Annotated in this window: 19 protein-coding genes; 15 read left to right on the forward strand and 4 right to left on the reverse strand. The window is 46.5% G+C overall.

The window, feature by feature from the left end:
- Positions 1 to 12 precede the first annotated feature (12 nt).
- From RHOM_RS03965 to RHOM_RS03990, 6 genes are all read left to right on the forward strand, one after another.
- Complete coding sequence (locus RHOM_RS03965; protein WP_014078975.1) at positions 13 to 876, forward strand: EamA family transporter; 864 nt, start codon at positions 13 to 15, stop codon at positions 874 to 876.
- A 153-nt stretch (positions 877 to 1,029) separates the two neighbouring features.
- Entirely contained in the window at positions 1,030 to 2,337 is a 1,308-nt protein-coding gene (locus RHOM_RS03970) for an ATP-binding protein (RefSeq protein ID WP_014078976.1), read from the forward strand.
- Between the two features lie 58 nt (positions 2,338 to 2,395).
- Positions 2,396 to 2,740 carry an SbcC/MukB-like Walker B domain-containing protein gene (locus RHOM_RS03975; protein ID WP_242823161.1) on the forward strand — a complete coding sequence of 115 codons (345 nt, stop codon included), beginning with the start codon at positions 2,396 to 2,398 and terminating at the stop codon, positions 2,738 to 2,740.
- A gap of 256 nt (positions 2,741 to 2,996) precedes the next feature.
- Complete coding sequence (locus tag RHOM_RS03980) at positions 2,997 to 3,257, forward strand: TetR/AcrR family transcriptional regulator (protein WP_014078978.1); 261 nt, start codon at positions 2,997 to 2,999, stop codon at positions 3,255 to 3,257.
- Complete coding sequence (locus RHOM_RS03985; protein ID WP_143761670.1) at positions 3,235 to 3,543, forward strand: hypothetical protein; 309 nt, start codon at positions 3,235 to 3,237, stop codon at positions 3,541 to 3,543. The genes RHOM_RS03980 and RHOM_RS03985 overlap by 23 nt, the downstream gene beginning before the upstream one ends.
- A complete protein-coding gene (locus RHOM_RS03990; RefSeq protein ID WP_014078980.1) occupies positions 3,524 to 4,354 on the forward strand; it encodes an alpha/beta fold hydrolase in 831 nt (276 codons plus the stop codon). Before RHOM_RS03985 ends, RHOM_RS03990 begins: the two co-directional genes overlap by 20 nt.
- A gap of 4 nt (positions 4,355 to 4,358) precedes the next feature.
- Here RHOM_RS03990 and RHOM_RS03995 read toward each other — a convergent pair whose 3' ends face one another.
- Positions 4,359 to 5,225: a helix-turn-helix transcriptional regulator gene (locus tag RHOM_RS03995; RefSeq protein WP_044024606.1), complete on the reverse strand. Its 867-nt coding sequence runs from the start codon at positions 5,223 to 5,225 to the stop codon at positions 4,359 to 4,361.
- A gap of 327 nt (positions 5,226 to 5,552) precedes the next feature.
- Here RHOM_RS03995 and RHOM_RS04000 point away from each other — a divergent pair, with 327 nt between their 5' ends.
- The 3 genes from RHOM_RS04000 (at position 5,553) to uidA (ending at position 10,611) form a co-directional block, all read left to right on the forward strand.
- Positions 5,553 to 6,347: a gluconate 5-dehydrogenase gene (locus RHOM_RS04000; protein WP_014078982.1), complete on the forward strand. Its 795-nt coding sequence runs from the start codon at positions 5,553 to 5,555 to the stop codon at positions 6,345 to 6,347.
- A 161-nt stretch (positions 6,348 to 6,508) separates the two neighbouring features.
- Complete coding sequence (locus tag RHOM_RS04005; RefSeq protein ID WP_014078983.1) at positions 6,509 to 8,743, forward strand: family 78 glycoside hydrolase catalytic domain; 2,235 nt, start codon at positions 6,509 to 6,511, stop codon at positions 8,741 to 8,743.
- A 65-nt stretch (positions 8,744 to 8,808) separates the two neighbouring features.
- Positions 8,809 to 10,611, forward strand: coding sequence for a beta-glucuronidase (gene uidA, locus RHOM_RS04010; protein ID WP_044024833.1), 1,803 nt, complete (start codon positions 8,809 to 8,811; stop codon positions 10,609 to 10,611).
- A gap of 19 nt (positions 10,612 to 10,630) precedes the next feature.
- Here the strand turns inward: uidA and RHOM_RS04015 are convergent, their stop codons facing one another.
- Positions 10,631 to 11,497, reverse strand: a complete 867-nt coding sequence (locus RHOM_RS04015; protein WP_014078985.1) for an AraC family transcriptional regulator — start codon at positions 11,495 to 11,497, stop codon at positions 10,631 to 10,633.
- A 429-nt stretch (positions 11,498 to 11,926) separates the two neighbouring features.
- Here RHOM_RS04015 and RHOM_RS04020 point away from each other — a divergent pair, with 429 nt between their 5' ends.
- The 6 genes from RHOM_RS04020 to gnpA all read left to right on the forward strand — a co-directional run bounded on the left by RHOM_RS04020 (position 11,927) and on the right by gnpA (position 19,030).
- Positions 11,927 to 13,291 carry an ABC transporter substrate-binding protein gene (locus RHOM_RS04020; protein WP_014078986.1) on the forward strand — a complete coding sequence of 455 codons (1,365 nt, stop codon included), beginning with the start codon at positions 11,927 to 11,929 and terminating at the stop codon, positions 13,289 to 13,291.
- 164 nt (positions 13,292 to 13,455) lie between these two features.
- The gene (locus tag RHOM_RS04025; RefSeq protein WP_014078987.1) at positions 13,456 to 14,334 is read left to right on the forward strand and encodes a carbohydrate ABC transporter permease; all 879 of its coding nucleotides are present in this window, start codon (positions 13,456 to 13,458) and stop codon (positions 14,332 to 14,334) included.
- On the forward strand, positions 14,327 to 15,133 hold the full coding sequence (locus RHOM_RS04030; protein ID WP_014078988.1) for a carbohydrate ABC transporter permease: 807 nt from the start codon (positions 14,327 to 14,329) through the stop codon (positions 15,131 to 15,133). Before RHOM_RS04025 ends, RHOM_RS04030 begins: the two co-directional genes overlap by 8 nt.
- A complete protein-coding gene (locus tag RHOM_RS04035; protein ID WP_014078989.1) occupies positions 15,133 to 15,570 on the forward strand; it encodes a hypothetical protein in 438 nt (145 codons plus the stop codon). The genes RHOM_RS04030 and RHOM_RS04035 overlap by 1 nt, the downstream gene beginning before the upstream one ends.
- Positions 15,521 to 16,822: a right-handed parallel beta-helix repeat-containing protein gene (locus RHOM_RS04040; protein WP_014078990.1), complete on the forward strand. Its 1,302-nt coding sequence runs from the start codon at positions 15,521 to 15,523 to the stop codon at positions 16,820 to 16,822. The genes RHOM_RS04035 and RHOM_RS04040 overlap by 50 nt, the downstream gene beginning before the upstream one ends.
- 45 nt (positions 16,823 to 16,867) lie before the next feature.
- Positions 16,868 to 19,030, forward strand: a complete 2,163-nt coding sequence (gnpA, locus tag RHOM_RS04045) for a 1,3-beta-galactosyl-N-acetylhexosamine phosphorylase (protein ID WP_014078991.1) — start codon at positions 16,868 to 16,870, stop codon at positions 19,028 to 19,030.
- 23 nt (positions 19,031 to 19,053) lie between these two features.
- Here the strand turns inward: gnpA and RHOM_RS04050 are convergent, their stop codons facing one another.
- Both RHOM_RS04050 and RHOM_RS04055 read right to left on the reverse strand, forming a co-directional pair.
- A complete protein-coding gene (locus RHOM_RS04050) occupies positions 19,054 to 20,652 on the reverse strand; it encodes a response regulator transcription factor (RefSeq protein WP_014078992.1) in 1,599 nt (532 codons plus the stop codon).
- Positions 20,653 to 20,695: 43 nt separating this feature from the next.
- The gene (locus RHOM_RS04055) at positions 20,696 to 22,471 is read right to left on the reverse strand and encodes a sensor histidine kinase (protein ID WP_044024607.1); all 1,776 of its coding nucleotides are present in this window, start codon (positions 22,469 to 22,471) and stop codon (positions 20,696 to 20,698) included.
- Positions 22,472 to 22,717: the final 246 nt, after the last annotated feature.

Raw genomic sequence — 22,717 nt, forward strand, 5'->3', positions numbered from 1 at the left:
GGAGGCATTCGTATGTGGATTTTCTATGCGTTTGGTTCTGCGCTGTTTGCGGGACTTACGTCGATTCTGGCAAAATGCGGTATCCGCCATACAGACTCGGATGTGGCGACGGCGATCCGCACGATCGTGGTTCTTGTTTTTTCATGGATTATGGTGTTCGTCGTGGGGGCACAGGACGGCATTGCGGCTGTATCCGGCAAGACATGGCTGTTTCTGATTCTCTCAGGGGTTGCGACGGGAGCATCCTGGCTGTGCTACTTTCATGCCTTGCAGGCAGGTGACGTGAATAAGGTGGTTCCGATTGATAAGTCCAGTACAATTCTGACCATTGTGCTGGCGTTTCTTTTTTTGGGAGAGGAAGTCAGCGCACTTAAGATTGTGTGTGTCATCTTAATCGGCGCCGGTACCTTCCTTATGATCCAGAAGAAGGAGACGGAAAAGAGCGTGGGGCAGGAGAAAAAGAGCTGGCTTTTGTACGCCTGCCTATCCGCCGGTTTTGCAAGTCTCACTTCGATTCTCGGCAAGATCGGCATCGAGGGACTCAATTCCAATCTCGGAACAGCAATTCGGACGGCGGTGGTACTTTTGATGGCATGGATCATGGTATTTGCGAAGGGCAAGCAGAAGGAGATTGGCAGGATTGACAGGAAGGAACTCGGATTTATCTGTCTGTCGGGACTTGCAACCGGCGGTTCCTGGCTCTGCTATTACAAAGCGCTGCAGGACGGACTTGCGAGCGTGGTAGTGCCAATTGATAAATTGAGTATCCTTGTCACCATCGCTTTTTCTTATCTGGTATTTCATGAGAAGCTGACGAAAAGGGCGGCGCTTGGTCTTGTACTGATTGTGGCGGGAACGCTTCTCATGATTCTGTAACGGTTGTCAATAATATATGCCCATTAGCAGCTTGCCTGAACATTAAAAAAATGATATAATTTTCTGAAATGTTGACAGAAATTACATTTTGATATTCTAAAATGTTGATTAAAAACAATAACAGGAATGAAATTCATTGATTTGAGGTGCTTTATGCTGAAAAGAAAAGCGACGGCTTACATTAAAAACTGGATGGATACAAAGGATAAAAAGTGCTTGGTTGTTCAGGGTGCCAGACAAACAGGGAAAACATATATCATCGAACGATTTGCGGAGGAAAACTTTGAGGAACTGCTTGAAATTAATTTTAAGCAGATGCCTTCGGCAATGGATATTTTTGCCGGAGATCTTACAGTAGACAATATGATTATGGCTATGCGTTTTCGCTTTCCGGAAAGGAAAATTGTTCCCGGAAAAACTTTGATTTTTCTGGATGAAATTCAGGAATGCCAGGAGGCAATTACATCGCTCAAGTTCTGGGCGATAGATAACAGATATGATGTGGTTGCCTCAGGATCACTTCTGGGAATTGATTATAAACGTGCGTCTTCCTATCCTGTCGGCTATGTTGATTATCTGAGAATGTATGGCATGGATTTTGAAGAATTTCTTTGGGGAATGGGAGTTTCCGAAGATATGATAGAGAATCTTTGTGGATATTTACATTCAAAGACAGTGATACCTGAGGCGATTCATTCGCAGATGATGAATTATTACAGACAGTATGTTGCAACAGGCGGTATGCCGGAAGTAGTACAGAAATATATAGATATAAAGGATTTCAGAGAAGTTGACAGGGTTCAAAGAAATCTCTTACAGGGATACCAGTATGATATAGCACATTATGCAACTGCTGAAGAAAAGGTAAAGGCAGAAAAATGTTATCTCTCGCTTGCAAAGCAGCTATTAGATAAGGAAAACCATAAATTTCAGTATAAAGAAATTGAGCATGGCGGAAGGGCACAAAAGTATTATTCAAGTGTTGAATGGCTGCTTCGAGCAGATATGGTGCAATTATGCAAACGGGTGACGGATGTCAGATTTGATTTGGATGATTATGCAAGAGACGACTTTTTCCGGGCATATACAACTGATTTATCACTGCTGATGGCGATGAAGGATTTTTCTTTAAAACAGCATATTGTAGAAAATACATTAGCTGGAAACTCAAAAGGCGGTATCTATGAATGTGCAATAGCAGATGCTCTTTATAAGAAGGGATATCAGATATACTTCTATAAAAATGACACAACGAAAAGAGAAATCGATGTTATCATCCAGAAAGACGGGAGCGTGGTTCCTATCGAAGTCAAGAGCAGAAATACCCGGGCAAATTCATTAAAATGGCTTATGAAGAATAACAAAGATATATCTTACGGATACAAATTTGCGGATGGCAATATAGGTGTGAGCGAGGAGGGAATCATTACGTTGCCGCTGTATATGATTGCGTTTATTTAAAAAGTTAATTAAGTACGGGAAGCCGTGTAAAGCGGATAATGACCGGGAACTGGATACGGTGGATCTGGAGCAGATTCTTCTTCGTGATCGGGAACTGCTTACGGTGGAAGATATTGAACGGGTTGCAGGGCACTTCCGGAGTAAGATTCATACAGAAAAAGCCAAACTTGAGGAAGAGACAAAGAAGCCACTGACCAATGTTGCGTTTAATCGGTTCGGCGGAGGCGAAAAAGCAATGGCCATGGATGTGCCGCTGTTTGGAGCGGTAAATGCACAATACAAGAAGGCAGACAATAAAGACCATCCCAGGATTATTGCACTGGATAAAGAATATGCACGGCTTGCTGGTTTTGGGTACAGAATGCTGGTCATAATTCCAATACTGACCAGCCGGATGAAGTAAACAGACTTATAGAAAAATTTATCAGCGAGATAGATAGGAAAGCAATCTGGTAATATGTCAAGCTAATTTTTGAAATGATTTTGATATGTATTTCAGAAAAAAGGGTAACTTTAACAGAGATGGCTTTGATGCCTTTTTTCAATGAATGGAAATACAAAATCAAAAGTTGCAGGGATAGATGATCAAATGGGGTCTTCCGTTAATCGGTCAACGGGTATATACTCGCATTAACCGAATTGGTCAACGGAGGCAGCTTATGAATGAAAAATTTTATGCATTGCCGGAAGAAAAACAATCGCAAATATTAAATGCTGCATATAAAGTATTTGCAACGAATCAATATAAAAAGGCACCAACCTCAGAAATTGCGGCAGAAGCAGGAATATCCAAGTCACTTTTGTTTCATTATTTTCATAACAAGCAGGAGCTATATCTTTTTCTATGGAAGCATGCAGCGGATTTAACAAAAAAGTACATGCGTCAATATAAGGTATATGAAACAGATGATTTTTTTTGAAACCGAGCCCGATATTCAATCCATCATCCAACCGGATGTACAGGATGCTGCAAAAAAGACATTGGAAATGCTTCTGTCAATTTTGAATCTTGATTTCATCCGTAAGGATATAGAGTTTACCAGTATATATAAAGAAATTCTGTATGCTTCAGATGGGATGCTTAAATATTGGTACAGAACAGGAAATTATGATGTAACAGCTTTTGAGCAGGAATATCTGGAAATGATAAATCATTGGGAAATAGTTTATGGAAAAGGGATGGAAAATGACCGAAAACAGTTATAAGACACCCTGTGGCTGCATCCATTATTTTGTAAATATAATAGACAAGCAGAAAATTACGTTAGTGTTTTTGCCGGGACTTACAGCAGATCACAGGCTTTTTGAAAAGCAGACAGAATATTTTGAGAAGAAACAGAATGTGTTTGTATGGGATGCACCATCACATGCATTATCCAGACCATTTATGAATAATTACAGTCTGTCTGACATGGCAGAATGGCTTGATGAAATATTAACAAAAGAAGAAATTTATAATCCCATCATTATCGGTCAGTCTATGGGGGGATATCTGGCTCAAATGTATATGGAATTATATCCGGATAAGATAAAAGGCTTTATCTCCATTGATTCTGCACCGCTTCAAAAGTCTTATATGACAGCAATGGAAATATGGCTTCTTGAAAGAGCAGAGCCATTATATAAGATCTATCCATGGAAAGCACTTCTTAGGGCTGGTTCAAGAGGATGTGCAGAGACGGATTATGGTCAGAATCTTATGCGGAAGATGATGATGTCCTATGATCCAGATTCTGAAGAATATGCAAGGCTTGCCGGTTTTGGTTACAGAATGCTTGCTGAGGCGATCAAAGCAGATCTGCCATATCATATCAGTTGTCCGGCATTACTTATCTGTGGCGAAAAGGATAAAGCGGGCTCAGCCAAAAGCTATAATAAGAAATGGCATCAGAGAGAAGGGTTGCCGCTTAAATGGATAAAGAATGCTGGTCATAATTCCAATACGGACCAGCCGGATGAAGTAAACAGGCTGATAGAAAAATTTATAAGCGAGGTAGAGCAGAAGGAACAGATATAACCGGTCAGGAGTGAAACTGCGCGTACTTTTTCGGAGAGATGCCGACTGCTTTTGTGAAGGCACGCAGATAATTGCTGTAGTCGTTGAAGCCGCAGACCTCGCAGGCTTCCGAGACGGAGTAGCCCTGATCGAGCAGCGATTTGGACAGGGTGATGCGCTTTGCGGTGATGTATTTGTTGATGGTGGTGCCGGTGGCCTCCTTGAAAATACGGCACAGATAGGACGTGCTCATAAAAAAATGCGCGGACAGACCGGCGAGCGTCAGCGGCTCGCCGATATGGGAGTTGATGTAGGATAAAATGGCGTCCACCTGGGCGTGGTAATTGGAAGATGGAGCCGGGGCGGGGGCTGCGGCGTCTGTGCAGCGGGCGGCGAAGGCTCTGTTTAAAAAGACCATCAATTCCAGAAAGATTGCCTGATCCAAGAGGTCTTCCCCCATGCCGCCATCGTCATGCAGCTCGTGAATAAAGTACATAAAGCGGTTCTGCTCCTTGGGGGAGAGGTGGATCTGGTGCGGCATTCTGGTGTCACGGAAAGAAAAACAATGGCCAAGATTCGTCACGCCGGTGGAGAGCTTCGATAAGTATTCCGGGTCGATGGAGAGGATGATCCGCTCGTGTGTCTGCTGATCGATCTGTGTCAGGTGGTGGCTTTCAAATTGGTTGATTAAGAAAAGATCGCCGGGGCGGATGTCGTACAGGCAGTGGTCGATCAGAAACTGTTTTCCGCCGGAAATCGAGTAATAGACTTCGCAGCAGTTGTGAATGTGCATGTCCATGATTTTCTCATCGCCGTAGAGATGGGCGAACGCGAATGTGTGGGTGCTCATGCAGTGTTCGATGGCTTCTTTGCAGGTTATACAGCTATTCATAGGTTCTCCGTTCTTACGATTCCAGGCGGTAGTGCCGCCGTTTTTTAATGCGCCAGTGGCGCTATGTGCCTTGTGGTGTTATGTGTTCTGTAGCGCATGTCTCTTTACACAGCATAGGACAAAAGTTCAATATTTGCAAGATTTATAATACAATATTGCAGGAAATGGAATAACATACATGATATAATGAGCGCAAGTGAGTCAACATGCTTGCATGATTGACGAACGGCGAATGTTGATCATGTGCTGGTTTTGCACATGATATACTAGGTGTAAGCAATGAGCAGTACCAGATCAATAAGAGGGAAAAAGAAAGGACGGAAAACTATGGTTAATTTTTCATTAGAGGGAAAAGTAGCGCTGGTAACAGGCGCATCCTACGGCATCGGATTCGCAATCGCATCTGCATATGCACAGGCGGGCGCAACGATCGTATTCAACGACATCAAGCAGGAGCTTGTCGACAAGGGACTTGCCGCTTATGAGGAGCTGGGCATCAAAGCGCACGGATATGTCTGCGATGTCACAGATGAGGAGCAGGTAAACGCACTGGTTGCAAAGATCGAAAAAGAGGTCGGCGTGATCGACATTCTGGTAAACAATGCTGGCATCATCAAGCGTATTCCGATGTGCGAGATGTCCGCAGCAGAGTTCAGACAGGTCATCGATGTGGATCTGAACGCACCGTTTATCGTTTCCAAGGCGGTGATTCCGTCTATGATCAAAAAAGGACACGGCAAGATCATCAACATCTGCTCCATGATGTCCGAGCTTGGCCGTGAGACTGTATCCGCTTATGCAGCGGCAAAGGGCGGCTTAAAGATGCTGACCAGAAACATTGCATCGGAGTATGGCGAGTACAATATCCAGTGCAACGGCATCGGACCGGGTTATATTGCAACTCCGCAGACCGCACCGCTCCGCGAGATCCAGCCGGACGGAAGCAGACATCCGTTTGACCAGTTCATCATCGCAAAGACCCCGGCAGCAAGATGGGGAAGCGCCGAGGATTTACAGGGACCGGCAGTATTCTTAGCTTCGGACGCATCTGATTTTGTCAACGGCCACGTACTGTATGTGGACGGCGGTATCCTTGCTTACATCGGAAAACAGCCGCAGTAAGTAATTTCAGGCAGCATAAAAATGACATAGAAATAGTGTATTTTTTCATAAGAAAGTCTATGGAAAAATGCACTATTTTTTTATACCATAATAAAAAATCAGGAAGCTGTCTGTAAGGGAATCTGTGCAGTACGACTGCCCGGAAGAAGGAAGCAGGAAAATTGCAGACAGAAGAGCAAACGCCCGGAAAGGATGGCGGGATGACGGAAGAGATGAGCAGAGAAAAAGCAGAATGGAGTCCACAGTGGCTTACGATCCGCGAATTTTCACATATCACACCGGTTAATCTGTTTCACAAGGAGCAGGAGGAAGGGGAAAAACAACCGGAGGCAGAGCAACAGCTGACAGCGGAATTCCGGCGGAATCTGCATGTTCTGGTGCGTGCGCGTTTTACGCTTGAGACGGCGCAGGAGAACCTGACGTTAAGACTGACGGCGGACGATCACTACAAGCTGTACGTGGAGTCCGGATTTGTGGCGGAGGGACCTGCGCCCGGTTATCCGGATCACTACTATTACAACGAGATTCCACTGGGGAAGATGGAGGCCGGAGAGCACTGCTTCGGACTGCATTTATATTATCAGGGGTTAATCAACCGTGTATACAACAGCGGCGACCTGCGCTTTGCGTTTGCCACAGAGTTGATGGATGCGCAGGACTGTCGGATACCGCTTCGTTTTTGCTATGAGAGGACGGATGCGTACAGCGGCGGAACAATCGGATATGATACGCAGTTTCTGGAAAACTTTGACAGCAGAAAATTCCCGGAAGGATGGAGCAGTGCGGAATTTGATGATGCCGGATGGAAGACGCCGGCTGCGGCAGAGTGGGCGGATTACCGGTTGTATTTACAGCCGACGCGGATGCTTTGCGGGGAGCGCATCAAGCCGGAAAAAGTCGAGATCTATGAGGATGGCAGCATCCGGATCGATGTGGGAGAGGAAGTCGCCGGAAGCCTGTGCCTGACGGCGGAGGGAAGCGCGGGGGATACCGTGGAAATCTTCTGCGGAGAGGAACTGGATGAGAGCGGCAGCGTCCGCTACGAGATGCGCTGCAACTGCTCCTACCACGAGATCTGGACGCTCTCAGACGGCTGCTGCAGTCTGGAACCGTATGATTACAAGGGATTCCGCTACGCAAAGCTGCTTCCGGGGAAGGGCGTGAACATTTGTGGGATTTTTGTGCAGACACGCCACTATCCGATGGAGGAGGGCGCAGAGGTGACGTCCTCCGAAAAGCGGCTGGAGCAGATTTTTTCCATCTGTAAGAACGCGGTAAAATACGGAACGCAGGAGGGCTATGTGGATTGCCCGACCAGAGAAAAAGGACAATATCTCGGGGATGCCGTTGTGACGGCGCATGCGCAGGTACTGCTGACCGGGGAGACGCAGATGCTTTTGAAATGCATTGATCAGTTTGCGCAGACAAGGGCAGTCTGCCCGGGGCTTCTGGCGGTTGCACCGGGAGGACTGATGCAGGAGATCGCCGATTATTCCCTGATGTATCCGCAGCTGCTGGCACTATACTACCGTTACACCGGCAACGCGGCTGCGCTGCTTCCATACTATAAGACGGCGCTTGGCATGATCCGGCATTTTGCGCAGTACGAGCGCGCGGACGGGCTGCTTGTGCAGGTGGCAGACAAGTGGAATCTGGTCGACTGGCCCGAAAATCTGCGGGATGAGTATGATTTTGCGCTGACAAGACCCGTTGTGGGGGCGGGGTGCCATAATGTCATCAATGCCCTGTATCTCGGTGCGAAAAAAACGCTCAACGGGCTCGCCCGTGTGCTGGGCAGAGAGGAGCCGTATGAGCTGGAGAAGCCGGTTTTCGCGTATCGCAGGGCGTTTTACCGGAAGGAGACGGGGCTTCTTGCAGACAGTGAAACAAGCAGCCACACATCGCTTCACTCCAACGTGTATGCCCTGTATTTCGGGCTTCTGGAGGAGGCAGAGGAAGCACCTGTCATTGAGTTTCTGGAAAAACGGGGATTTTCCTGCGGCGTGATGTTAAGTTATTACCTGCTGCTTGCACTGGCACGGCGGGGGCGGTATGAAAGTGTGTACAGGCTGCTGCTAAACGACAGCGATCACGGGTGGTGTAACATGCTGCGGGAGGGAGCGACGACCTGCTTTGAGGCGTGGGGGAAAGATCAGAAGTGGAACACGAGCCTGTGTCATCCGTGGGCGAGTGCGCCCGTGCCTGTGATCTTAGAGGAGATCGCCGGAATCCATCTGTCGCCGGAAGGCGGCTGCGATTTTGCACCGCATATTCCAAAGGAAGTGGATTACTTCCATGCGTCCGTGCGGGTGCGTGGAAAAATGTATACTGTCACGAAACAGGATGGGGAAATCCATGCTGCGATAGACGGCATAGAGCAGTCAAAAGAAATGTAAAATAAAAGAAATCCCAGACAAAAGCTATCGGGAAGAAATCAGTAGAAAGAATGGAGGAAGAAAAGATGTTGTATCCAAGAGAGAACAGAGTACGCGGGGTGATAGATCTCGGCGGAGTATGGAATTTTAAACTGGGAGATGAGAAGGAGCCGGGAGATTCCTTAGTGATGGGGGAGGACACAGAGCTGATGGCGGTGCCGGCATCGTACAACGATCAGAAGGACGACCCGAAATACCGGAACCATTACGGCTGGGCGTATTACGAGCGCAAGATCACGGTTCCGTCCTATCTGAAGGGACAGCGTCTCGTGCTCCGCTTTGACGCGGTTACACATGCTGCAAAGGTGTACTTAAATGGCAGATTTCTGACTGCGCATAAAGGCGGCTTTCTTCCGTTTGAGGTGGATGTGACAGATCAGCTTGTGCCGGGAGAGACGGCGGAGCTCGTCGTTGCGGCGGACAACCGGGTAAATCACAGCACGCTTCCGGTCGGAAATGAGGGCAGCACGGCATTTTTCGGATCGGACAATCCGGGCGTGCCGAGTGTTGAAGCGGCGAAGGTATGGAGAAAACCGCAGAATCTGCCGAATTTTGATTTCTTTAATTATGCGGGAATCAACCGTCCGGTCCGCATCTATACGACGCCGGCGGCTTATATTGAGGACATTACGCTGGTGCCGGATATTGACGGCGATACCGGAGTGGTAAATTATGAGATTAAGACGGCGGGCAGCGTATGTGAGGATGAGGTGCGCATCCGTATTCTGGACGCGGACGGCAATGAGGTGGCAGCGGCGGATGGAGCGGGCGGAACAGTCAGAATCCCGGATGCCAGACTGTGGTGGCCGTGGCCGGGGGAGCCGTACCTCTATACGGCGAGTGTCACTTACGGGGAGGATCTCTACGAGGAGACATTCGGCATCCGCACGGTGGCGGTAGAGGGAACGCAGTTTTTGATCAATGGAAAACCGTTCTATTTTAAGGGTTTTGGAAAACACGAAGACGCGGCTTTCCGCGGAAGAGGACTCGATGTGTGCCTGGATGTCAAGGATATCAATCTGATCCACTGGCTGAATGCCAATTCTTTCCGCACCAGCCACTATCCGTATGCGGAGGAGATGTATCAGCTGTGCGACAGGGAAGGTATCGTTGTGATCGATGAGACGCCTGCGGTTGGAATCGGCGCGGGAGATAAGATCGACCCGTACAAGACTTTCCACATCAGAGAGCACCACGAGCAGGTGCTGCGCGAGATGATTGCAAGGGACAAGAATCATCCGTGCGTAGTCATGTGGTCGATGGGAAATGAACCGGACACCGAGCATTTTCCGGAGTCGGCGTACGATTACTGGCACTCGCTCTATGAGCTGACGCACAGCCTTGATCCGGCAGATCGTCCGGTAACCTTCGTGTGCTGCCAGAACAACTACGAGAGAGATCTCGTGACGAGGACGATGGACGTGGTGTGCGTGAACCGTTACTATGGCTGGTACAATCTGTCTGGCGATCTTGACGCGGCATGCTACGCATTAAATATGGAACTGGATTTCTGGGAAAAACAGAACAAACCGGTGATGATTACAGAATACGGCGCGGATGCGGTTGCGGGGATTCACGAGAGCGTGCCGGAAATGTTCTCCGAGGAGTTCCAGATGGAATATTACCGCAGACAGAATGTGGAATTTGACAAGCGCAGCTTCTTCATCGGCGAGCAGGTCTGGAATTTTGCGGATTTCGCCACAATCCAGGGATGCATGCGCGCCGACGGAAATAAAAAGGGTCTCTTTACCAGAGACCGGCGGCCGAAGATGGCGGCACACTATTTTAAGGAGCGCTGGGGACAGATCCCGAATTTTGAGTATAAATAAAGGACCTCCTGCCTGTATGTTAGCGGGAAAGGTCTTCCATTTCTCCATGGTCAGATTTGACCGTCTTGCGGTAGCTGCTGGGAGAAACTCCTGCTACTTTTTTAAAGGTCTGGGAAAAATAGCTGGAGGAGGAAAAACCACAGGTATGGCTGATGACAGAAAGAGAGTAATCTGTGGTTGCCAGCAGCTTTTCAGCTTTTTTTACGCGGGCATGCATGAGATAGTTGATGGGAGAAATCCCATACTCATCAGTAAAGGCATGTACCAGATAATATTTGTTTACATGGGAAAATTTTGCCAGATGCTCCAAGGAGAGTTCATCCCCGCAGTTCTGATCAATATAGCGCCGAACGGAATCGCAGAGGTGGGACGCTCTTTTGTTTGCGGGACTGAGAATCGTAGAAAAATTGGTCTGGCGTCCGAAAAGAACGATAAGGATTTCCATCAAATCCTGACAGACTGTTTCATAGCCGGCAGAGCGGGTTTCGATTTCACGGAGCATTACTTTTAAATAGAAGTTAACGGTATCTTTGATTTCCCTGAAATTTACAATGCAGAAGTTGGCGTTGTTATTTTCAACGGAAAGTTCCAGTCCTTCAATGCCCAAAACGATATATTTTAATGGATTGGCATTGAAACCAAGTTCCGTGTGGGACACATTGGGATTGATGACCACCAGATCATTGGCAGAAACCGGGAAGATATTGTCTTCTACCTGGAATTGTCCCACACCGTCAATTACATAGAAAAGCTCAGAACAGTAATGGGTGTGGGGCGTACTGATCCAGTCACCACCGTAGGTTGCAGAGGAAACATATAAAAGTCTTGCTTTATCTCTTGTTAAATATTCTTTTGGAATGGAGATGTCGAAACGTTCATTTCCCATAAAAACCTCCCCAAAAACTTATTTTCATGAATATCATTTTTGCGTTGTTTCTGCGCTGCCTTCTGCGCATCTGAAGTTACGTAGGAACTTCTAAATATGAATCCGTCAGGATTCATTATATCACGAAAAGACAGCGGTGTATTGTGTTAAATTGTTGCTGAATATCAATATCTTGCTGAACAATATAATATAACATAAAAGTAGTGAATCGTCATTTTGCATATTAAAATCGGTGTAATAAAAAATACTACGTTAAAATGACGGAAAATAATAATGCTGAAAATGAAAAGGTTGTCAAAATACTCATATTTTTAGTAAAAACAGCAAGATATTGATAGAATAGGACAACATAGAAATTGAATAGTAGGATATGGAAAGCTATAATGAAACCATCAACAAATGATGTATTGTTTCAAAGGAGGATTTAATATGAGAAAGAAATTAGTAGGCACACTGCTTATAGCAGCGATGACCGCTTCCACACTTGCAGGCTGCGGAAGCAGTAACAGCACAGCAGGCACTTCTGCATCCGGCGGTGCAGCTGAAACCAGCCCGGCAGAGTCTGCAACAGAAGCTGAAGGCACAGATGCAGCAGATGGCGAAGAAGTTCTTACTGTATGGTGCTGGGATCCAACCTTCAATGTATATGCAATGAAACAGGCTGAGGCAATTTACCAGAAAGATCATCCCAATTTTAAACTGGACATTCAGGAGAAGGTTTACACCGATATTGAGCAGAACATCATTACCGCTGCTGAGGCCGATAATTATGACACACTGCCGGACATTTTCCTGATGCAGGATAATTCTTTCCAGAAAAATATTGCAAATTATCCCGAGGTTTTCACAGAATTATCAGATTCCGGTATTAATTTTGACGATTTCTCCGGTGGTAAATTAGGAGATTCTACCGCAGAAGGAAAACACTACGGTATTCCTTTTGATAATGGAGCATCTATTATGGCAATCCGTTCCGATATGGTAGAGGCTGCCGGTCTTACCGTTGAAGATTTCAAGGACACAACCTGGTCTGAGTTCATGGAGCTGGCGAAAAAAGTTGTCGATGCAAACGGTGTTCCCATGCTGACAAGTTCCGGCGGTTCTGAAATTGTTATCGAGATGCTGCAGTCTGCAGGCGCATCTCCTATCGTTAATGGTGAAGTTCATCTGGCGGACAACGCAGCTTTGAAAAAAGCAATCGAGGTTTACAAGCAGTTAATCGATGAGGGGATTATGGTTGACTACACCGACTGGGATCAGTACATTGCATCCATGAACAAGGGTGAGGCTGCTGGTGTTATCCAGGGCTGCTGGATTATGTCATCCATTCAGTCGGCAGAAGACCAGTCTGGTAAGTGGGCTATTGTAAACATGCCTGCTTTAGACGGCATTGATGGTGCCACCAATTACGCAAACTGTGGTGGTGCAAGCTGGGCAGTATCTTCTAATTGCAAGAACACTGAACTGGCATTTGATTTCCTAAAGACAACCTTTGGTGGCAGCGTTGAATTATACGATGATTTACTCCCTAACGCCGGCGCAATTTCCAGCTATCTGCCTGCAGCACAGTCGGATGTTTACAATCAGACTTCTGATTTCTATGGTGGACAGGCGGTATACAAAGACATTGTTGAGTTTGCAGGCAAAGTTCCCGCAATTAACTATGGTGCATATTATAATGATATTAGAAGTGCACTGACCGATGCAATCACTAACGTAGTACAGAATGGTGCTGATATTGATGAAGAAATTCAGAATGCACAGGATGCTGTTGAATTTAACATTAGTGAATAAGTAAGTGAAAAATGAGCCAGTACCGGGATCAGCGTATTGCGTTCCCGGTATTTTTTCACAGGCGAGGATGCACAGGTTTTTACAGAAATATATGTCGCCCAAAGCGGCGTAAAAGCGGCGCAGAATATCGCGAAACGATATTCTTTTTAATCAGGAGAATTTATATGAAACAGAAGAAAGCAAAAATGAGTTTGGAAAAAAAACATAACCTGACCGGATGGGCATTTTTAATTCCGGCTGCACTTCTTATCTTTATCTTTTGCTTTTATCCTATGATACAGGCAATTATCCTGTCCTTTACCAAAAAAGGATCAGGATTTGCAGGGCTGGCAAATTACCAGAGAATATTAAAGGATAAGACGTTCCAGCAGTGTCTGTTTAACACTGTATTTTACTTTATAATCCAGGTGCCTGTCATGTTACTTCTGGCACTGGGGCTGGCACAGCTTTTGAACAGTCCGAAGATTAAAGGAAAGAGTATTTTCCGTACTCTTATCTTTCTTCCATGTGCGACATCACTGGTATCCTATTCCATGATTTTCAAATCCTTATTTGCCCAGGACGGTCTGGTAAATAATATTATTACGACCCTTGGCTTTGACAGAGTGGACTGGTTCCAGAATGCATGGGCAGCCCGTTTTGTCATCATCATTGCACTGATCTGGAGATGGACCGGATACAATATGGTTTTCTATCTTGCGGGCTTACAGAATATTGATGATTCCGTATACGAAGCAAGTTATATTGATGGAGCGACCCCTTTTCAGCAGTTTATGAAGATTACCATTCCCTTATTGAGGCCTACCATCCTGTTGACGGCTATTATGTCAACTTCAGGTACGCTACAGTTGTTTGATGAGTCTGTTAACCTGACTTCCGGAGGTCCTGGTAAGTCCACCATGACACTGGCGCATTATGTTTATAATATCTCCTTTGTGGAAACACCCAAATTTAACTATGCGGCAGCAATTTCCGTATTTATCCTTGTGAGTGTGGCAGTTCTTTCTGCAATCCAGATGAAAGTAGGTGACAAACGTGACTAAAGTAAAGACAACTATCGCTTATATTATTTTAATCATTGCCAGTTTCCTGTCAGCGTTTCCCCTGTACTATATGATTTGTGGAGCAACCAACTCCAGCATTGATATTGTCCGTGGAAAACTGTTCCCAGGTGTTTATCTGATGGAAAATTACCAGAGTCTCATTGCAAACCAGAATCTGGGACGAGCCATGTTTAACTCTTTCCGCAATGCAATTGTGATTACTGTGATTGCACTGTTAATCTGCTCCATCGCAGGCTATGGCTTTGAGATTTATCATGACAAGGGCAAAGACCTTCTGATGAACATTCTGCTTCTTGCCATGATGCTTCCCTTTGTTGCTATTATGATTCCTTTGTTTAAAATGTTTTCTTCATGGAAGCTGGTTAATACCTGGATTGCACTGGCACTGCCTTCTCTTTCTACACCATTTCTCATTATGATGTTCCGGCAGGCAGCCCGTTCTTTCCCTCATGATATTATCCAGGCAGCCCGTCTGGAAGGACTTAGTGAGATCAGGATTTTTTTTACCATGTTCCTGCCAATTATGAAGTCTACCTACGGCGCAGCCATGACAGTAACTTTCATGAATGCCTGGAATAACTATCTCTGGCCAACGATTATTTTACAGGACAGCAACCAGATTACCATGCCCATGTTGGTTGCAAACTTAAAAAGTGGTTACAGCGTAGACTATGGTATGTTAATGCTGGGGGTATTGATTTGTACCCTTCCTACCGCAATTATCTTTCTGTGCTTACAAAAGAGTTTTGCCAATGGAATTGCAGGAGCAGTGAAATAATGAATCGGAAATATTGTCTGGATAAAAAAGAATGGGAGGAGGCGCAGGCAGCCCTTCTTCTTGCAAAACAGTTCGGGCTCATTGAAGATGCCGGTATCGAGGCTTTGGAAAAAAGGCGGGCAAAGAAAAATAAGGAAAATTCTCTTTATGGTGTCCGTTTTTATTCTCCAGCCATGTATCTTCAGTACGAACTCACACGATTTAAGCTGGATTTCGTTCAGCCCTCGGAGCAGATAAAAAAGCTGGGTGTCTGTCCCGGTTTTACGGAGGAAGAAAAGCGGGCATTTTATGAAAATAACCAGGATTTGTTCGGGCGTTACCATGGAGATTTGTTTGACTATGAGGATGTCCGGCAGATTATCGAAAAAAGACTGAGGGAGGATGCCTATGACAGGCTCATACAGGACATATTATGTCAATCAGAAAACCGGGCGTGATAGTAACGACGGACTGACCATGGATTCCCCGTTTGCCAGCCTTTTTCAGGTAAACAGATTGAGACTGTACCCTGGCGATAAGGTGCTGCTGGCCCGGGATTCCGTTTTTACAGATCAGTTTCTGCAGATAAAAGACAGTGGAACCAGGGAGCATCCCATTGAAATTGGCTCTTATTCACCGGAAGAAGAGGAGGAGGGAAAAAAGCCCCTGATTGCAGCCGGGGGACAGGGCATCTGGTATCAGGATTACGGTACAACATTGGATTCACCTGCGCATGTTTATCAAGGTTATGTATCCTCTGCCGTACTTTTATATGATGTAGAGCATGTGGTCATCCATGATATTGAGATTAGCAATCAGGCAGTGGAAATCCTGGGGGAAGATTACAGTGCTCCTCATAAAATGAACCGCACTGGCGTGGCTGTGGTGGCAAAGGATAAGGGAGTGCGCAGCGGCATTACCCTGCGCAACCTTTCTATCCATGATGTGAATGGCAATGTCTATGACAAACATATGAACAACGGCGGCATTTATATGACAGCTTTAAAGCCTGCCGATGAAAAAGCTACCGGTGTGGCGCGCTTTAAAGATATCACTGTGGAAGGCTGCTTTGTATACAAGACAAGCCGTTGGGGAATCGCTGTTGGATACACCTATGCACATGACAAATTCCAGGGGGCGGAACTGCCCGAGGATACCTTTTTGAAATACGGACATGAAAATATGGTCATCCGGGACAATTATGTAAAAGCCGCTGGGGGCGATGGCATCACTGCGATGTATGCTTTGCGCCCATTAGTAGAACACAATACAGCAGATTCCGTTGCATGCGAAATCAATGACAGGATTTACTGCCGGCCGGAGAACCGTGCCGGAAAAGTGGCAGCAGGCATCTGGCCATGGAAGTGCAAGGATGCCCTGTTCCGCTGCAATGAAGTGGCAGATACAAGATTAAATCAGGACGGGATGGCTTACGATGCGGATTCTGGTGATGGAACCATTTACGAATACAATTACAGCAGACAAAACGAGGGCGGATGCATTATGTTCTGCCAGTCAGAAGCAATTCACAACAGTTTTTGCCATAATGTGAGCTATGACGATCTGGGGGGCACGGTAAGCCCGTCGGAGAACCCGGATGCTTTGCTCGCCCATAACACTTTTTATGTGAGGGAGGGTGTGCCTTTTGTCCGTAACAAGATGGGCGGTGGAACTTATACCGAGGAGGATAATACGATTATTCCGTTGTAAACCGCTGTTACAACGACTTAACTTTTGCAGGAGGAAAAGAGACCAATGACTTTAAAAGAGGGACGTGTAACCATTCCTACCAACCTGGATGTGGTGCCGGAAACCATAGAATTGATGAAACGCTGGGGTGCTGATGCCATTCGTGACTGCGACGGTACAGAGTTCCCAGAGGAACTGGTCAGAACCGGGGCAAAAATTTATGCCACCTATTATACTACCCGGAAGGACAACGAGTGGGCAAAGGCAAACCCGGATGAAGTACAGCAGTGCTATGTGATGACATCCTTTTACACTGCTGTGGATACTGACTTGGAGATTCCCCTTATGAAAGGTATATCCCAGGAACTGATGATGGTCAATACCAGAGACGACAAAGAACGGTGGTGGGAGGTTGTCGACCGTTCTACCGGTAATGTTGTGTCCGCAGATCATTGGGAATATGAGGAGGAAAAGGGCTGCGTGGTCATTCATGATGCCATTCCTTTCCATGAATACACGGTCAGCTTTCTGGCTTACATTATCTGGGATCCAGTACATATGTACAATGCGGTTACCAACGACTGGAAAAACTTTGAACATCAGATTACATTTGATGTGAGACAGCCTAAGACCCACAAATATTCCCTGGAGCGTCTTCGCAAATACTGCGCGGATCATCCCTACGTGAATGTGATTCGCTACACAACCTTTTTCCATCAGTTTACCTTGATGTTTGATGAGTTAAAGAGAGAAAAATATGTGGACTGGTATGGCTATTCTGCCTCTGTCAGCCCTTATATCTTAGAGCAGTTTGAAAAGGAGGCCGGTTACAGGTTCCGGCCTGAGTACATCATTGACCAGGGTTATTACAACAACCAGTACCGTGTGCCTAGCAGGGAGTTCAAAGATTTCCAGGCATTCCAGCGCAGGGAGGTTGCCAAAATTGCCAAAGAGATGGTAGACATTACCCATGAGTACGGCAAAGAGGCAATGATGTTTCTTGGGGATCACTGGATTGGAACCGAGCCGTTTATGGAGGAATTTGCCACCATTGGACTTGATGCGGTGGTAGGCAGTGTAGGAAACGGTAGTACCCTTCGTCTCATCTCCGATATTGAAGGTGTAAAATACACGGAGGGAAGATTTTTACCGTACTTTTTCCCCGATACTTTTTGTGACGGCGGAGACCCGGTGAAGGAGGCAAAGGAGAACTGGATTACCGCAAGACGTGCCATTCTGAGAAAACCTATTGACCGGATCGGCTATGGTGGATATCTGAAGCTGACCCTGGATTTTCCGGAATTTCTGGATTATGTAGAGAATGTGTGCAACGAGTTCCGCGAGCTGTATGAGAACGCAAAGGGAACGATTCCTTATTGCGTGAGGAAAGTAGCTGTGTTGAACAGCTGGGGTAAAATTAGAAGCTGGGGATGCCATATGGTACACCATGCCCTATACCAGAAACAGAATTACAGCTATGCGGGAATTATTGAAGCATTAAGTGGTGCCCCTTTCGATGTGCGATTTATTTCCTTTGATGATATTCTGGCAAATCCGGAAATTCTTAAAGATCTGGATGTGATTATCAATGTGGGAGATGGGGATACTGCTCATACCGGTGGCGGCATCTGGGAGAATCCTGCCATTTCCGCAGCTATCCGTGAGTTTGTATATAACGGCGGAGGTTTTATCGGTGTCGGTGAGCCGTCTGGTCATCAGTTTCAGGGGCATTACCTGCAGCTTGCAGATATGCTCGGCGTGGAAAAAGAAACCGGATTTACTTTAAACTACGATAAATATAACTGGGAGGAGCATCCCGATCACTTCATTCTGGCAGATACCACGAAGCCAGTGGACTTTGGTGAGGGTAAAAAGAACATCTTCGCTTACGAGGACACGGAAATTCTGGTACAGCGGGAGAAGGAAGTGCAGATGGCTGTCCATGAGTTTGGAAAGGGGCGCTGTGTTTATATCAGCGGTCTGCCTTACAGCTTTGAGAACAGCCGTATTCTGTACCGCAGTATTCTGTGGAGTACCCACGGAGAGAAGGATCTGCATCAGTGGTTCAGTTCCAACTTCAATGTGGAAGTACATGCCTATGTGAAAAATGGCAGGTTCTGCGTGGTCAACAATACATATGCCCACCAGAAAACTGTGGTTTATCGTGGTGATGGCAGCAGTTTTCCTCTGGAGATGGAGGCAAACGAGATTAAATGGTATAACATTTAACACGGGCAAAAGAAAGAAGTGCCTCAAGTCCGGTTGATATAGTCGCGCGGCGACACGCCCTCCACCTTTTTGAATACCCGGCTGAAATAGAACGCGCTCTCGTACCCCAGTTTGTCGGAGATCTCATAGATCTTGAGCGTTCCCTCATCCAGCATTTCCTTGGCACATTCAATCTTTGCGTGGTTTACGTAATCTATAAATCCCATATCGTTGTACTTGGAAAACAGGATCGACAGATAATTCGGGCTGATGTTGAAGACATCGGAGAGCTGATTCAACGTAATCTTCTCGTCAACGTGTTCATTGATATATTTTTTGACCGCGGAGATGGTGCGGTTCTTGTAATCCTTGTTGTGCTCGGAAAACAGGCGGCACAGACCGTCGCACAGCACGGTCATCCAGGAGAGCACCTGCGGCACCGTTTCCGCCTCGTAGAGGCAGTTGTACCCGTTGGCGGATTCACCAAAGATCTGGTTTAACTGTTCTTCCCCGTTGCTCAGGCAGGAGAGGGTTAAGTGCAGCACGTTGCTCGCGGCGGATAAGGCCTGGGAGTAATGTCTCTTATCATTGGAAAACAGGTCAATGATGTCGTGGAAGACTGCGGAGAGTGCTTCCGGATCGTATTCGTTGAACGCTTTCTGCAGCTCATCCTTAAAGATGGCAATGTTGAAGACGTTGTGCTCCTCGCGGGCGGGATTGCCCTCGTCGGCAAAGATAACGGCAGAATCACTCTGGCGGACGTCCGGGAAAATCTGTCTGGCGTCCGAATAGGAGGCGGACAGATCTCTCGGATTTTCGACGAGAGAGCCGACCGATGCAAGAATCCTTATGCTGTAATAATTGTAGAGCATGTCGCCTGTCTGTGTGAGTGCATCGGTCAGAAGCTGATGATAGCTGCCCGTCTGTTCTTTGGTCAGGGAAAAAATAATCGCAAGGTGTGTCGTGTCAAGGAACAGAATCCGGCATGGCACATATTTGACGATCAGATTCCGGATCATCTGGTAGCTGCTGCGGTAGAGTGTGATGTCCGACGATGCGACAGCGGACGCACTCTGCCTGGTATTCTGCATTTCCAGATACGCCACCGTGTAGCCGGCGGCAGTGAAGCGGACGGACAGAAGATCGCACTGTGTCGCAAATTGTTCCTCTGTCTCGAATAGATTTAGAAGCAGCCGGATATAAAAATTATCCTGCAATAAGGAGAGATCGGAACCGGTTTCCGGGATGGCTGCCTGTTTTCTCTCTTTTTCCAGAATGCCGAGAGCCTTCTGGATGGCAGCGTTTAACACATCTTCCGTCAGCTCGAGCTTTACCAGATAATCCAGCACCTGGTAGGAGATCGCCTGTTTTACCAGAGCAAATTCCTCATAGCTGGTTAAGAGAATAAAAAGAGGCGGATGCTCTTGGGACTGACATTTCTCGATCAGCTGCATGCCGTCCATAATCGGCATTTTGATGTCTGTAATTACAATTTCCGGATGCTTTTCCAGAATGATATCATATGCCTGCCTGCCGTTTGTGGCAGTGCCTGCAATTTCAATTCCCATGCTCTCCCAGTTTAACATGGAGCGGATGCCGATCTGAACCAGCGGTTCGTCATCCACGATAAGAAGCTGTACCATAACTGTAACCCCATTTCTTTGTTGTAAAAATATCTGTCTGCATTTAGCCGATGTCTTCCTGCGGCGCAAACGGAAGCAGGACGGACACAGTGGTAAATTCGGAAAGCCGGCTTTCCACACGCAGGCCGTAATCTTCGCCGAATTCATACTGCAGCCGCTTGTGCACGTTGCTGACGCCGATTTCCCTGAAAAATTCAGTCTTTTCGTTCTTGTTCTCGGACAAAAGCTGTCTTGCCTGTTCTTCCGTCATGCCGACGCCGTCGTCGGTAATGTCGATCTGAAGAATCGCGTCATTTTTCCGGAAAATGTGAATAGTGATCGTTCCGGGTGTTCCCTTTGGCTCAATGCCATGAAAGATAGAATTTTCCACGACCGGCTGTAAGGTGAAGCGCGGAATCAGACAGCTTAATGCCGCCTCGTCATCGATCCTGTATTCTAAGGAGATGGTTCCTCCATAACGGTATTTCTGAATCGTAAAATAATCATCCAGAAGGGAGAGTTCTGCAGAGAGCGGAACCGCCTTCTCTGTTCCCTTTGCGATGTTTTTTAAAAGTCTGGAGAGTGCCGTCGTCATCTCCGCGATGCCAGGCGCATTCTGGATCGTTGCCATCCATTTGATGGAATTGAGCGTGTTGTAGAGAAAATGCGGATTGATCTGGCTCTGCAGCATTTTGTACTCGTACTCACGCTTCTCATTTTCATCGCGGATCCGTTGATCCATCAGTGTTTTCACATCTTCGGCGAGATCGTTGATGCTTCTGCCGATGTCGCCGAGCTCATGCTGCCACTCGATCGAGGAGTCGCGCTCGAAATTTCCCTCGGAAATGTGCTTCATTCGGACCTGCAGTTCCTGTACCGGATGATTGATCATATGATTAAAAATCGTGTGAAGAATGATACCGGTAATGACGGCGCACGCCACGATGACGAAAATGATGGATGCAAGCTGTCCGTAAAACGTATTGACCGTGATCAGCTGCGTGATATAGCAGTGTTCCGCGGCGAGCGGAACCGAGATGGAGACGAACTTTCCGTTGGCATTTGAAATCTCCTTTACGATCGTATCGGAGAAAGATGCAATGGAGGAGAGATCTCCCGTAATCTCATAGGAAGGGTTGGCGTCCGTCAGGGTGTAATTGCTGTACACATAGCTGTGATCTTCCAACGTCAGGTAAAAGTCGTTGTTCTGGTAGGTTCCGGCGGTCTTAAGCGGTATGGTGACGACGTTCGGCGACATTTCGATGTAGATAAAACCGAGCTCGTCGGAATTATACTGGCTGTAAAGCGGCCGGATGATCGGAAGATACTGTGAACCGCCGTCGGTTGTCAGGATACCTTCGCTATAAGAATAGGAAGGGCTGCTGTAGTAGCTGTCAAAAAAATAGAGATCCCGGATATCATCTGCCGAGTGGAAGGGCTGGTTGTTGGTGGAAGCAAGAGCCTGGATAAAATCCCGGTTCTTGTAGGAGGCAATAAAAATGCGCTTGATATAGTAGCGGCCATCGTAACTGTTGTAGCTTCCCTTCAGATAAGTAGAGGCGGTGATACGCGCACTCTGGGAACCCTGTGACGACAGATAATTCAGGATAAAAGAGTTCGCCTGACAGTTGCGGACGAAAGAATAAGCATCCTGGATGTTGCTGTCAATGGAGGAGCCGAGCAGTGTCAGAGAGGACTCCGCGGTGCGGATCATATTTTGTTTTACACTTTTATAATAGAAAGAATAGCTGATATAGGACACAGCGATACTTAAGAAAATACAGAGTGTAATCGTAGTCAGTGTAATTCGGGATCGAATCGTCGTAAATTTTTTCTTCATACCTTATATTATAGACACAAAAAGAAAATTCGGAAAGAAAAAAATCCATTTTGGGAGAGCGAAAAGCAAAGTGAAGAAAAAAAGACAGGTTTTGAGAAAAAAGACAGGTTTGGGAAGAAAAAATGCAGACGAAAACAGAAAGAGGAAAAAAATGTGAATTTAAACGTAAAAAAATCTATGTCCATTGTATGGCAAAGCCAATATAATAAAATCATCTTATCGGAGAACGATAGAGATACGAAAAGG

It is taken from the genome of Roseburia hominis A2-183, from assembly GCF_000225345.1.
GTDB lineage: Bacteria > Bacillota > Clostridia > Lachnospirales > Lachnospiraceae > Roseburia > Roseburia hominis.

Excerpts from the sequence above, each read along its gene's own strand:
- RHOM_RS03990 (WP_014078980.1), top strand. The coding sequence starts at position 3,524 with ATGACCGAAAACAGTTATAAGACACCCTGTGGCTGCATCCATTATTTT.
- RHOM_RS03970 (WP_014078976.1), top strand. The coding sequence starts at position 1,030 with ATGCTGAAAAGAAAAGCGACGGCTTACATTAAAAACTGGATGGATACA.
- RHOM_RS03985 (WP_143761670.1), top strand. The coding sequence starts at position 3,235 with ATGAAACAGATGATTTTTTTTGAAACCGAGCCCGATATTCAATCCATC.
- RHOM_RS04055 (WP_044024607.1), bottom strand. The coding sequence starts at position 22,471 with ATGAAGAAAAAATTTACGACGATTCGATCCCGAATTACACTGACTACG.
- RHOM_RS04000 (WP_014078982.1), top strand. The coding sequence starts at position 5,553 with ATGGTTAATTTTTCATTAGAGGGAAAAGTAGCGCTGGTAACAGGCGCA.
- RHOM_RS03980 (WP_014078978.1), top strand. The coding sequence starts at position 2,997 with ATGAATGAAAAATTTTATGCATTGCCGGAAGAAAAACAATCGCAAATA.
- gnpA (WP_014078991.1), top strand. The coding sequence starts at position 16,868 with ATGACTTTAAAAGAGGGACGTGTAACCATTCCTACCAACCTGGATGTG.
- RHOM_RS04015 (WP_014078985.1), bottom strand. The coding sequence starts at position 11,497 with ATGGGAAATGAACGTTTCGACATCTCCATTCCAAAAGAATATTTAACA.
- RHOM_RS04050 (WP_014078992.1), bottom strand. The coding sequence starts at position 20,652 with ATGGTACAGCTTCTTATCGTGGATGACGAACCGCTGGTTCAGATCGGC.
- RHOM_RS04025 (WP_014078987.1), top strand. The coding sequence starts at position 13,456 with ATGAAACAGAAGAAAGCAAAAATGAGTTTGGAAAAAAAACATAACCTG.
- RHOM_RS03965 (WP_014078975.1), top strand. The coding sequence starts at position 13 with ATGTGGATTTTCTATGCGTTTGGTTCTGCGCTGTTTGCGGGACTTACG.
- RHOM_RS04035 (WP_014078989.1), top strand. The coding sequence starts at position 15,133 with ATGAATCGGAAATATTGTCTGGATAAAAAAGAATGGGAGGAGGCGCAG.
- RHOM_RS04040 (WP_014078990.1), top strand. The coding sequence starts at position 15,521 with ATGACAGGCTCATACAGGACATATTATGTCAATCAGAAAACCGGGCGT.
- RHOM_RS04020 (WP_014078986.1), top strand. The coding sequence starts at position 11,927 with ATGAGAAAGAAATTAGTAGGCACACTGCTTATAGCAGCGATGACCGCT.
- uidA (WP_044024833.1), top strand. The coding sequence starts at position 8,809 with ATGTTGTATCCAAGAGAGAACAGAGTACGCGGGGTGATAGATCTCGGC.
- RHOM_RS03995 (WP_044024606.1), bottom strand. The coding sequence starts at position 5,225 with ATGAATAGCTGTATAACCTGCAAAGAAGCCATCGAACACTGCATGAGC.